Source organism: Citrobacter sp. Cf118 (genome assembly GCF_030334095.1).
In the GTDB taxonomy this organism is placed as follows: domain Bacteria; phylum Pseudomonadota; class Gammaproteobacteria; order Enterobacterales; family Enterobacteriaceae; genus Citrobacter; species Citrobacter freundii.
In genome coordinates this window covers 520,947-533,382 of sequence record NZ_JAOWES010000087.1, presented here as the reverse complement: position 1 = coordinate 533,382, position 12,436 = coordinate 520,947, and the positions used below count along the sequence as shown (strand labels likewise).

11 protein-coding genes are annotated in these 12,436 nt (G+C 54.1%); 5 read left to right on the top strand and 6 right to left on the bottom strand.

The window, feature by feature from the left end; genetic code table 11:
• Window positions 1-20 precede the first annotated feature (20 nt).
• The 6 genes from OGX67_RS17835 to xthA form a co-directional block, all read right to left on the bottom strand.
• On the bottom strand, window positions 21-653 hold the full coding sequence (locus OGX67_RS17835) for an ATP-binding cassette domain-containing protein (protein WP_071697236.1): 633 nt from the start codon (window positions 651-653) through the stop codon (window positions 21-23).
• A complete protein-coding gene (locus OGX67_RS17830; RefSeq protein WP_286526921.1) occupies window positions 653-2,188 on the bottom strand; it encodes an ABC transporter permease family protein in 1,536 nt (511 codons plus the stop codon). The genes OGX67_RS17835 and OGX67_RS17830 overlap by 1 nt, the downstream gene beginning before the upstream one ends.
• A complete protein-coding gene (locus OGX67_RS17825; protein WP_257651423.1) occupies window positions 2,161-3,330 on the bottom strand; it encodes an ABC transporter substrate-binding protein in 1,170 nt (389 codons plus the stop codon). The genes OGX67_RS17830 and OGX67_RS17825 overlap by 28 nt, the downstream gene beginning before the upstream one ends.
• 31 nt (window positions 3,331-3,361) lie before the next feature.
• Window positions 3,362-4,057, bottom strand: coding sequence for a TVP38/TMEM64 family protein (locus tag OGX67_RS17820; protein WP_257651424.1), 696 nt, complete (start codon window positions 4,055-4,057; stop codon window positions 3,362-3,364).
• Window positions 4,054-4,710 carry a TVP38/TMEM64 family protein gene (locus OGX67_RS17815; protein WP_171847546.1) on the bottom strand — a complete coding sequence of 219 codons (657 nt, stop codon included), beginning with the start codon at window positions 4,708-4,710 and terminating at the stop codon, window positions 4,054-4,056. Before OGX67_RS17815 ends, OGX67_RS17820 begins: the two co-directional genes overlap by 4 nt.
• 223 nt (window positions 4,711-4,933) lie before the next feature.
• Window positions 4,934-5,740: an exodeoxyribonuclease III gene (gene xthA, locus OGX67_RS17810; protein ID WP_003030642.1), complete on the bottom strand. Its 807-nt coding sequence runs from the start codon at window positions 5,738-5,740 to the stop codon at window positions 4,934-4,936.
• Window positions 5,741-6,184: 444 nt separating this feature from the next.
• Here xthA and astC point away from each other — a divergent pair, with 444 nt between their 5' ends.
• The 5 genes from astC to astE are packed head-to-tail and all read left to right on the top strand — an operon-like array spanning window position 6,185 to window position 12,209.
• Window positions 6,185-7,405: a succinylornithine/acetylornithine transaminase gene (gene astC / locus OGX67_RS17805; protein WP_003840894.1), complete on the top strand. Its 1,221-nt coding sequence runs from the start codon at window positions 6,185-6,187 to the stop codon at window positions 7,403-7,405.
• Window positions 7,402-8,436 (top strand): arginine N-succinyltransferase, encoded by a 1,035-nt coding sequence (astA, locus tag OGX67_RS17800; protein ID WP_003030637.1) that lies wholly within the window; start codon window positions 7,402-7,404, stop codon window positions 8,434-8,436. Before astC ends, astA begins: the two co-directional genes overlap by 4 nt.
• The gene (gene astD, locus OGX67_RS17795) at window positions 8,433-9,911 is read left to right on the top strand and encodes a succinylglutamate-semialdehyde dehydrogenase (protein ID WP_032936103.1); all 1,479 of its coding nucleotides are present in this window, start codon (window positions 8,433-8,435) and stop codon (window positions 9,909-9,911) included. Before astA ends, astD begins: the two co-directional genes overlap by 4 nt.
• A complete protein-coding gene (gene astB, locus OGX67_RS17790; protein ID WP_032949118.1) occupies window positions 9,908-11,251 on the top strand; it encodes an N-succinylarginine dihydrolase in 1,344 nt (447 codons plus the stop codon). Before astD ends, astB begins: the two co-directional genes overlap by 4 nt.
• A complete protein-coding gene (gene astE / locus OGX67_RS17785) occupies window positions 11,244-12,209 on the top strand; it encodes a succinylglutamate desuccinylase (protein ID WP_230122026.1) in 966 nt (321 codons plus the stop codon). Before astB ends, astE begins: the two co-directional genes overlap by 8 nt.
• Window positions 12,210-12,436: the final 227 nt, after the last annotated feature.

Below are 12,436 nucleotides of genomic sequence, written 5' to 3'. Positions count from 1 at the left end.
AACGCAGCATATCGCCACATTCACGCCCAGTTTTCCATCTGAAGTACGCGGCCTGCTGGCGGAACGTCCTGCGCATCATGGGTCACCTGTACCACCGGGATCCCCAACTTACGCACCTCGGTGAAGACCCATTGGCGAAAGGTATCGCGTAGCGACGCATCCAGCCGACTAAAGGGTTCATCAAGTAACAGTGCCTGGGGCTGAGCCAGTAGCGCGCGGAGCAGGGCGACACGCGAGCGTTGTCCGCCGGAGAGCGACGCCGGATCGCGAGAATAAAAACCGGCCAGGTCAGCGCGTGCGAGAGCACTTTCCACCGCATGTCGTCTGGCGGAACCCTGCAGGCTGGCAGGTAGGGCCAGCAGTAAATTCTGCCCAACGCTGAAATGGTCAAACAACAACGCATCCTGGAACAGAATGCCAATCTGGCGCTGCGCCGTAGGTAGCGCGTCAACGCGTCGTTCGTTGAGCCACAGCTCGCCTGATGCCTGAAACTGAGGCGACAACGCCCCGACCATCCACGAAAACAACGAAGACTTTCCGCTGCCGGAAGAACCCATAATCGTGACAATGTCACTTTTATCAATCTGAAAGGTAACGTTCTTCAGCAGCGCAGTCGCCCCCTGGTACAACGAAACGTTTTGCACAATGAGCATTAGCGGAGTCCTTGTCGAAAGCGGCCAATCCACGCGGCGAGAAAGGCTGCGAGTGCGAAAACGAGCAGTGGTAGAAGAAGCTGCCACAACGCTTGTGTTGCCAGAATCTCGCTGCTACCGCCGCTGCTTAATGCCACCGCTTCGGTGGTCAGCGTGGAATAGCGTCCGGCACCTAGCCACAGCGTCGGCATATACTGGGCGATACTGACCGAGAAGCCAACCGCGAAGGCAATCAATGCCGGGCGCACCAGCTGCGGGCATTTCACCAGCCAGAATATCCGCCCCTGCGACCAGCCCAGCGTTTGTGCAATCAAAATTAATCGCGAGTCAATGCGCTGCCAGGCCGGTTTAAGCACAAATAGCATCCAGGGCATCACCCACAGCAGGTGGCCCCAGATAATGGTCGTCATCAGTCCATCCTGTCCGGCATATAACGCCAGCAGATATTGTCCGGTTACCAGTGGTAGCGTAGGCAAAATGAGCGGTAGCCAGACCCAGCGGTGCCCGGTTTGTGGACCCCATTCCAGCCAGACAAAAAGTATCAGTAGCGCTAACACGCTGGAAAGGAGCCCTAGCTGCAGGCTATTGCTGAGCGCCTCGTGGTTTAGTGAGGAATAGCTGGCGATAAGCGCCAGTACAAGCGCGCATACCACACCGCTGACGGGCAAGATCTGTACCAGCGGGCGTGCGATTGTTATAGGTGAAAAATGCAGGCGTTCACCATTTACTGCCGGGATAGTACGTCGCCAGGCGCGCCACAACAGATAACTCACCAGCGCGATAATGAGGAGTAACAGCACCAGCAACAGGCTGGCGAGTGCGCCTTTCGCCTGCTGTTCGACATCGCCCTGACTGAGCCATTGCCAGCTCAATACGGCCAGTGTTGGCGGATTTCCGGGGCCGAGGACGATTGCCACATCCACAACGGAGAGTGACCAGGCAACAATCGCCAGCATAGCTTTACCTAATGCCGGGCCGATAGCGGGCAGTACCAGCCAGTTCAGGCATTGCAGTCGGCTGTAACCCAGCGAATCCAGCACGATAACCTGCTGCGAAAGTTGTTTTTCACTCAGTAGAGCCGAGAGGATCCATAACAAAAAAGCGCTCTCTTTCACCGCCAGCGTCACGCCAAGCCCGATGCCGTAACGGTCTGGTTGTGGGCTGAGGAACGGTAGCCATTGCCAGATTTTACCGCCTTCGGCAAAAACCAACAGCACGCTGGTGGCGAAGGCAACATGCGGGATCGCCAGCAGCCACGGAAGACGGGTGCTTAGTCGCGCCCAGCCTGCACCGGGCCATAAAGCGAGGATCGCCAGCAGCGCGATGATTAGCGCGCCGCCGGCAGCCAGTCCTGTGGAAACAAGTGTCGCCAGTAACGCCTGCGGAAGTTGAGGGTCGGCAAAGAGAGCCAGCCAATGGGGTAGGCTAAGGGCTGGCACTATCAGAGAGAAAGCCGCTGGCACCAACGGCAGATAAACTGCCGCCATGATGGCCCAGAGTAGCAAAATTAATGCGTACCGTAGCGGCGTAGCCATTCTTGTTCCAGAGCGTTTACCCAGGCAGCATGCGGTTCCGGCAGAACGGCAGGTAGTCCTTGTGGGATCCGTGCCAGCAGCGCATCACGCTGTTCGACAGGTAATTTTTGTGGATCAAGCACCGAAGGATCTCCCCAGACAGTTGAGTCGGCTTTACGCAGTTGTGCTTCGGGCGAAAGCAGGAAGTTTGCCACGACTTTTGCTCCGGCGCTGGCGCGGGCATTCGCCGGAATGGCAACAAAGTGCACGTTGCCGAGCATGCCCTGTGAGAAACCAAAACTGTAGCTGCTTTTAGGCAATTCGCCGCTGGCTACTTTTTGCTGCTCGTGGGCAGGGTTAAAGGTCAATGACAAATGCAGGGTGCCGCTATTGAGCAGTACATCCATTCGTGCTGGCGTGGGCGGAAAATCTTTGCCTTCACGCCAAAGTACAGGGTGCAAGGTATCAAGATAATGCCACAATGGCGCGGTAACGTCGGCGAATGTCGCTGCATCTGGAGCAACTTTCAATGCTTGTGGTTTGGTGGTGAGCGATATTAACAACTGCTCCAGAAACGCCGTGCCGGTAAAGTCTGGCGGGCGCGGATAGGTCACCGTGCCAGGGTGTGCCTGCGCAAATTCAAGCAGTGCTTGCGGAGATTGCGGCGGCTGCGCGGTGAGATCGCGCCGGGCAATAAAGGTGAGTTGGGCACCGCCCCACGGTGATTCAGCTCCCTCCGTTGGAACGGAGAAATCTTCGGTCACCGGTTTCTGGGTATCAACATAGCGCCAGTTAGGTAGCGTTTGCGCCCACTGAGTTTGCAGAAGCCCGGCTTCTTTCAGGGTGCGGAAGTTTTCGCCGTTAACCCACAATAAATCGACAGAACCCCCGGTTTTTCGCCCGGATGCTGCTTCTGTCTGGATACGTTTTACCGCGTCGGCGGCATCTGCGAGACGTACGATTTTCAGGTTAATGGCATAGTGCGTTTTCATCTCGCCGCTAACCCAATCGAGATACTGGTTAACTGCATTGTCGCCACCCCAGGCGTTGAACCACACCGTCTGACCGCGGGCATCATTTTTGATTTGTTGCCAGCCGTCGTCCTGGGCAAACGTCGCCAGCGGACAGAGCATTAAACTCAGGCACAATAAGCAGTAACGCATAGTATCTCCATGGCTAAAAATGGGGGAAGTCTCAGGTTTTTTTTCGCTGATGTTCAAGATAAAGGCTTCTCGCCACTGAAATTATTACGCTCAGAGCGAACAGGATGAACAGGCCGGTTACAAACCAAAATGTACCGCCGGTTAACAGGCTACCCGCCCATGAATAGACGATAGTGGCGGGTAACTGACCGATACCGGTGGCGATGAAAAAATGGCGAAACCGAATCGAGGTCAGGCCTGCTGCGTAGCTTACCGGATCGAACGGTACAAAAGGTAACAGTCGACAGACCAGAATGGTGTGCTTGCCATAACGCTCGAAAAAAGCGTCCATGTTGTTCAACACCGTTTTTCCGGTCAGTTTCTCCACCGCGCCACGGCCTAAAACACGGGCAATAAAAAAGCACAGCGCCGCGCCGGCCATTGCGCTGCACCAGGACAATATGCCGCCCCAAAATGCACCAAACAGCGAGGCGTTGGCAAAGGTGATCACAAAAGCGGGAAGCGGGGCGACGATGGCCTGCAAGATCATCAGGAAGAATGAAACGACCGCCGCCTGAGTTCCGTAAGAACGAATAAAATTCTCAATTGCATGCTGATCGAGCGTGGCAAATGCCGCCAGGCTGGCGTGGAGAAAATCGCTCACGCCAGGTATCCACGCCCACGCCATCAGCGCGAGCAGCAGGATTATCACTCCTGCGCGGTAGTAATGGATGCGTCGTTTTATCATTTATCTGCGCACTCGTGAGGAGCTGACGGATCGATATGCTTATACCGGGCCCAGGCTTTGGCTGCCTGAACGAGGGCGAATAACGCCAGCCCCGCCACGCTGAGCTTACCGATAAATGCCCAACTAATTCCTTCGCTGGCCAGTTCGTGCGACATCAGCGTATAAATAAAAATGCCTGGTAAAGTGGTTGCCGCAGATATCACGGTAAATGACCAGAACGGAATAGCCGTCAGCCCATAGGCGTAATTTTGAATGTTATAAGGGAACAGCGGCACGAGCCGGGTGAGGATCAGAAAGTCAACTCCGCTATGGGCAATACCTTTTTCGATAGCCTGAAACATTGTCGTATGCCCAACGTATTTCAGGAGCAGATCCCGTCCAAGCCAGCGAGCCAGCAAAAACGACAGCGCCGAGGCCACGGTTGCTGCCACTAACGAGATAAGCGTCCCTGCCACGGGGCCAAACAGCACACCGCCGACGATCACCAGGATGCTACCGGGGATCAGACACAGCGCCGCAACAATAAACAGCAGGATATAAAGCGTATAGCCGAACATACCGCTTTGGCGGATGACGTCTTGCAAATGATGGAAATTGGTTATCAGGTCGGTCAGACCATAATGATGGAAAACTCCCGCCAGAACGCAGAACAGGACCGCGACAATCAGCAGCCGGTATTCTGCTTTATGCGAACTTCTTTTTCATGGGGGTTCTCCTGTAAAACCGAGTGCAATGGAGCATTTTCATCAGCGAAAAGTGCGCGCGAAGATATAGTAAAATTCCGACTACAACAATGAATTACCGTTGCTTTATTGATTTTGCACCAAATAAACACACTCTCCAGGCCTGGCCCGGAGAGTGCAAAAACGCAAAAGATTAGACGCGGAATTTAGCCCATACCGGCGCATGGTCGGACGGTTTTTCCATGCTGCGAATTTCATAGTCGATGCCGGTTTCTTCGCAGCGTTCCGCCAATGGGTTGCTCGCCAGCAGCAGATCGATACGCAGGCCACGGTTATCGTCAAAGCCTTTTGAGCGGTAATCAAACCACGAGAACTGGTCATTCTTTTCAGGATTTGCGTGACGGTAGGTATCCACCAGACCCCAGCCCAGCAGGCGTTCCATCCACTCACGCTCCTCCGGCAGGAAGGAACATTTTCCGGTACGCAGCCAGCGCTTACGGTTCTCTTCGCCAATGCCGATATCGAGATCGGTTGGGCTAATATTCATATCGCCCATGATCAATACCGGATTGTCGCGCTTCAGCTCTGTCTCAAGATAGTTTTGCAGGTTCTGATAAAACGCGGCTTTGGCCGGGAATTTAGTTTCATGGTCACGACTTTCGCCCTGCGGGAAATAGCCGTTGATCACAGTGATGCTGCCCAGAGGGGACGGAATTTCTGCCATGATGATACGACGCTGCGCTTCTTCGTCATCGCCCGGGAAGCCACGACGTACCGCAATTGGCGTTTCTTTCGTTAACAACGCGACGCCGTAATGGCCTTTCTGGCCGTGATAAAAGACGTTGTAACCGAGCTTTGCTACCTCTTCGAGAGGGAACATATCGTCGTGGACTTTTGTCTCCTGTAAGCCAATAACATCCGGTTGGTGTTTTTCGACAATGGCTGCCAGTTGATGGGGACGGGCACGCAGGCCGTTGATATTAAAAGAGACAAATTTCATAGTCACTGCCACTTTGCAAGATGAATAGTGCAAGGATGGTAGCAGAATTTCTGCAGACTGACTGCTTCTTGTCACCTGATTCCAACAATGATTGCTAATGGTGTTAACGATGGAGCAAAAACTGCACCGTTTTGGCGCGAAGCGCGTCGGAATGGAGCAATAATTTCCGAAAAATTTCGTATACGATCACAATTCCAGAATTATATTTGGCGACTGAATAAAACTGCGTTTTTTCCTCTGTTTAGTCACCTGATGCGCAAACATATTCACTTTATATGCACGTATAGTGAATATCGTCACGTTGTAACCTGTTGATATTCCGTTCTCGCCCTCCGTTTATGCACTTTTTTTGCTGGCTGGCACGAACCCTGCAATCTACATTTACACCGCAAACACTATATTTATTAACATATAAATAACCTTTTATTTACCGTTGAGGTCGCTATGTCTCTGTCAATTACGCGTGAAAATTTTGATGAATGGATGATGCCCGTATACGCTCCGGCCCCTTTTATTCCGGTGCGGGGTGAAGGTTCACGTCTGTGGGATCAGCAGGGTAAAGAGTATATCGATTTCGCGGGAGGCATTGCGGTTAACGCGCTGGGTCACGCCCATCCGGCATTGCGCGAGGCATTAAACGACCAGGCGAGCAAATTCTGGCATACCGGAAATGGCTACACCAACGAGCCGGTATTGCGTCTGGCGAAAAAGCTGATTGACGCCACCTTCGCCGAGCGCATTTTCTTCTGTAACTCCGGCGCAGAAGCCAACGAAGCGGCACTAAAACTGGCGCGTAAATATGCCCACGATCGTTTTGGCAGCCAGAAGAGCGGGATTGTGGCGTTTAAAAATGCCTTCCATGGCCGCACGCTGTTTACCGTCAGCGCCGGTGGTCAGCCCGCCTATTCACAGGATTTCGCGCCGCTGCCGCCGGATATCCGCCATGCCGTGTATAACGATCTCGATTCTGCCAGTCAACTGATTGATGACACGACCTGTGCGGTCATCGTCGAACCTGTCCAGGGCGAAGGCGGCGTGGTGCCTGCAACAAACGCGTTTTTGCAGGGGTTGCGTGAATTATGCGATCGCCATAATGCGCTGCTGATTTTTGATGAGGTTCAGACCGGGGTTGGCCGTACTGGCGAGCTGTATGCCTATATGCATTATGGTGTTACGCCGGACCTGCTGACTACCGCAAAGGCGCTGGGCGGCGGTTTCCCTATTGGCGCACTGCTGGCGACAGAGCATTGCGCCAGTGTGATGACGGTGGGTACGCACGGTACAACGTACGGCGGCAACCCGCTGGCGACGGCTGTGGCGGGTAAACTGCTGGAAATTGTTAACACGCCGGAAGTGCTCAACGGAGTAAAACAGCGCCACGACTGGTTTGTGGAGCGTATTAACGCCATTAACGAACGTTTTGGACTGTTTAGTGAAATTCGTGGACTCGGGCTGCTTATCGGCTGCGTGCTGAACGCGGAATTTGCCGGGAAAGCGAAACTCATCTCGCAAGAAGCGGCTGTTGCCGGGGTGATGGTACTGATTGCTGGCGCTAACGTGGTGCGTTTTGCGCCAGCGCTCAATGTCAGCGAAGAAGAAGTCGCCACCGGACTTGATCGCTTTGCGCTGGCCTGCGAACGCATTAAAGCAGGAGGTTCATCATGATGGTGATTCGTCCCATTGAACGTGCTGATATCACCGCGTTGATGCAGCTTGCCGGTAAGACCGGCGGTGGGTTGACCTCGCTACCGGCGAATGAAGCGACGCTGATGGCGCGTATCGAACGTTCGCTACAAACCTGGCGCGGTGAGTTGCCCAAAAGTGAGCAGGGATATGTATTTGTGCTGGAAGACAGCGCCAGCGGAACCGTGGCCGGGATTTGCGCCATCGAGGTGGCAGTCGGGCTTAACGATCCCTGGTACAACTATCGGGTCGGCACACTGGTCCACGCCTCGAAAGAGCTGAACGTGTATAACGCGCTGCCGACGCTGTTTCTGAGTAACGATCACACGGGTAGCAGCGAGCTTTGTACGCTGTTTCTCGATCCGGACTGGCGAAAAGAAGGCAACGGCTATTTGTTGTCAAAATCGCGCTTTATGTTTATGGCCGCGTTTCGTGACAAGTTTAATGAGAAGGTCGTGGCTGAGATGCGCGGCGTGATCGATGAGCACGGTTACTCGCCGTTTTGGCAAAGCCTCGGCAAACGCTTTTTTTCAATGGAGTTCAGCCGGGCGGATTTTCTCTGCGGAACAGGGCAAAAAGCGTTTATTGCTGAATTAATGCCCAAGCATCCTATTTACACCGATTTCCTGTCTGATGAAGCACAAAGCGTGATTGGTCAGGTTCATCCGCAAACGGCGCCCGCGCGGGCGGTGCTGGAGAAAGAGGGCTTTCGCTATCGCAACTATGTCGATATTTTCGACGGCGGGCCGACGCTGGAATGCGATATTGACCGGGTGCGGGCGATTCGTAAAAGCAGGCTGGTGGAAGTGGCTGAAGGTCAGCCAGCAACCGGCGATTATCCGGCCTGTCTGGTTGCCAATGAAAACTATCAAAACTTCCGCGTCATGCTGGTTCGCGCAGACCCGGATACCCAACGTCTGGTACTGACGGCGGCACAACTGGATGCCCTGAAATGCCACGCGGGCGACCATGTACGTTTTGTGCGTCTTTGTGCAGAGGAGAAAACAGCATGACACTATGGATAAACGGTGACTGGGTGACGGGACTGGGCGAGCGCCGGGTGAAAACCAACCCAGTAGGTGGTGATGTGCTGTGGCACGGCAATGATGCCGATGCCACGCAGGTGACGCAAGCGTGCCAGGCTGCGCGTGCAGCTTTTGCCGGTTGGGCTAAACAGCCCTTCAGTGAACGCCAGGCGATTGTTGAAAAGTTTGCTTCATTGCTGGAAAGCAATAAGTCCGAGCTAACCCAGATTATCGCCAGGGAAACCGGCAAACCACGCTGGGAAGCCGCGACTGAACTGACGGCGATGATCAATAAAATCGCCATCTCCGTCAAAGCTTACCATGCCCGTACCGGAGAGCAGCACAGTGAACTACCGGATGGCGCGGCAACGTTGCGCCATCGCCCACACGGCGTACTGGCAGTTTTTGGTCCGTATAACTTCCCTGGTCATTTACCCAATGGCCATATTGTTCCGGCATTGCTGGCAGGCAATACGTTGATTTTCAAACCCAGCGAGTTGACGCCGTGGACCGGTGAAGCAGTAACAAAGCTGTGGGAACAGGCGGGATTGCCGCCGGGCGTGCTGAACCTGGTGCAGGGCGGACGTGAAACAGGGCAGGCGCTGAGTGCGCTGGAAGACCTCGATGGTCTGCTGTTTACCGGCAGTGCCAATACCGGTTATCAGTTGCATCGGCAGTTATCCGGTCAACCGGAAAAAATTCTCGCCCTCGAGATGGGGGGGAATAACCCGCTGATTATTGAGAATCCGGAGGATATTGATGCCGCGGTACATCTGACCATTCAGTCCGCATTTGTCACCGCCGGACAACGCTGTACCTGTGCCCGCCGCCTGCTGGTAAAAAAAGGCGCGCAGGGTGATGCGTTCCTGACGCGTCTGGTGGAGGTTAGTCAGCGTTTAATGCCCGGCAACTGGGATGCGGAACCGCAGCCGTTTATGGGCGGACTGATTTCCGAACAGGCCGCGCAGCATGTCTATGATGCCTGGCAGCGTCTGGCGTCGTTGGGGGGACGTACGCTGTTGGCGCCACGTCTGGTGAAAGCCGGAACGTCACTGCTGACCCCTGGAATCATTGAACTGACCGGGGCGGCGAACGTACCTGATGAAGAGGTTTTTGGGCCGCTGCTTGGCGTATGGCGTTATGACAGTTTTGATGAGGCGATTCGTGTGGCGAACAACACCCGCTTTGGACTGTCGTGTGGGTTAGTTTCGCCCGATCGCGGCCAGTTTGAACAGCTACTGCTGGAGGCACGAGCAGGGATCGTCAACTGGAATAAGCCGTTAACCGGCGCTGCGAGTACCGCACCGTTTGGCGGCGTTGGCGCTTCCGGGAACCATCGCGCCAGCGCGTGGTATGCCGCAGATTATTGCGCCTGGCCGATGGCAAGTCTGGAATCACCGGTCTTAACGCTGCCAACGGCGCTTAGCCCCGGGCTGGATTTTTCTCGCGAGGATAATCTATGAAAGCCCGTGAGGTAAATTTTGATGGCCTGGTGGGACTGACTCACCACTATGCTGGATTGTCATTTGGTAATGAGGCCTCAACCAAACATCGATTTCAGGTGTCGAACCCGCGTCTGGCGGCGAAGCAAGGTCTGCTAAAGATGAAAGCGTTGGCGGATGCGGGTTTTCCTCAGGCGGTGATCCCCCCCCACGAGCGGCCTTTTATTCCGGTTCTGCGTCAGTTGGGTTTTAGCGGCAGTGACGAACAGGTGCTGGAGAAAGTGGCGCGTCAGGCACCTCACTGGCTCTCCAGTGCCAGCTCCGCATCGCCTATGTGGGTAGCGAATGCGGCAACGGTTTGCCCTTCAGCAGATTCGCTGGACGGGAAAGTGCATCTGACGGTGGCGAATCTGAATAATAAGTTCCACCGTTCGCTGGAAGCGCCTACTACCGAAGCGTTGCTACGGGCGATTTTCCGTGATGAGAATAGTTTTGCTGTCCACGGTGCGTTACCCCAGGTTGCGCTTTTCGGTGATGAAGGGGCGGCAAACCATAACCGCCTCGGTGGAGATTACGGCGATCCCGGTGTACAGCTATTTGTTTACGGTCGTGAAGAAGGCAATGCATCCCAGCCGAAGCGCTATCCGGCAAGGCAATCCCGTGAGGCCAGTGAGGCGGTCGCACGACTGAATCAGGTTAACCCGCATCAGTGTATTTTTGCTCAGCAAAATCCGGATGTTATCGATCTTGGTGTGTTTCATAACGATGTGATTGCAGTGTCGAATCGCCAGGTGTTGTTTTGTCATCAGCAGGCGTTTGTCAGACAGCAGGCGTTATTAGAGCAGTTGCGTAGTCAGGTGGCAGGTTTTACCCCGCTGGAAGTCCCGACTGCGGAAGTTTCGGTGCAGGATGCGGTGACTACCTATCTGTTTAACAGTCAGTTGCTGAGTCGTGATGACGGTTCGATGATGCTGGCCCTGCCGCAGGAGTGCCGGGAGCATGCTGGCGTGTGGCGGTATCTGAACCGTCTTCTCGAGGAAGACAATCCGATCGATGACCTGCGGGTATTCGATCTGCGTGAAAGTATGTCCAACGGCGGCGGTCCGGCATGCTTGCGCCTGAGAGTGGTGCTCACCTTGCAGGAACAGCAGGCGGTGAATCCGGCGGTTATCATGAACGATATGCTGTTTAACACGTTGAATAACTGGGTTGACCGTTACTATCGCGATCGTCTTACCGCTGCCGACCTTGCCGACCCACAGCTGTTGCGCGAGGGGCGTGAAGCGCTGGATACGCTGACGCAATTACTTAACCTCGGCTCTGTGTATCCTTTCCAGCAGGAGGGGATGCGCCATGGATAACTTTCTGGCTATCACGCTCGCAGGCGCCACTCCAGAGAAAACGCAAGGAACCATTCATGGTTTTGACTGGCAGTGGATCGGTCACGGAATTCTGGAACTGACGCCGCTTGCACCCGTTGAACATTCTCTGGTGCTGTCTGCGGGGATCCATGGCAATGAAACCGCGCCGGTAGAGATACTCGACTCATTGTTGTCCAGGTTATTTAGCGGCGAGCTGGCACTAACATGGCGGCTACTGGTGATTCTGGGAAACCCGCAGGCGCTTGCTGCGGGAAAACGGTATTGTCATAGCGACCTGAATCGTATGTTTGGCGGCCGGTGGCAGATTTTTACCGCGAGTGAAGAAACGCACCGAGCCCATGAGCTTGAGCTGTGTCTGGAAGATTTTTATTCGCGGGCGAAAGAGCCAGCACGCTGGCATCTGGATCTACACACCGCGATTCGCGGTTCACAGCATCTGCGCTTTGGCGTGTTGCCACAACGCAACGTTGCCTGGGATGAGGGTTTTCTTGAATGGCTGGGATATGCGGGACTGGAGGCGCTGGTCTTTCATCAGACGCCTGGCGGCACGTTCACCCATTTTAGCGGGGAACATTTTGGCGCACTGGCCTGTACGCTGGAACTCGGTAAAGCGCTGCCGTTTGGACAAAACGATCTGTCCCAGTTTGCGCAAACGGCAGACGCACTGGCGCAGTTGCTGCGAGGCGAGCGAGTATCGACGGGAGAAACATCTCCGCTGCGCTACCGCGTAGTGTCGCAAATCACGCGACGTAGCGATGATTTTATTCTCCATATGGATAACCAGACGCTCAACTTTACCCCTTTTAAAGAGGGAACCTTGCTGGCGCAGGACGGTGATGAACGTTTTATTGTCACCCATGATGTTGAATACGTTCTCTTTCCGAATCCCAACGTGGCCTGTGGTTTACGTGCCGGGCTGATGCTCCAAAAAATGTGATAAATATATATGCCTTGCAGGTTTATCCTTCAGGGCTTATTTTTGCGTGCTGTTTTTATTTATTACGGATTATTCCTGGTGAATTGCTTTCTTAATAAGCAGGGTTCAGGTATAGTTCTTCATAATCCTTTCAAAATCATCCTGTTGTAATTTTTTATTGCAACTCTGCGCAATTTATTCTTTTTTTCTTCATAATTGATGAAAATTTGTTTTTTATACTTTCACTG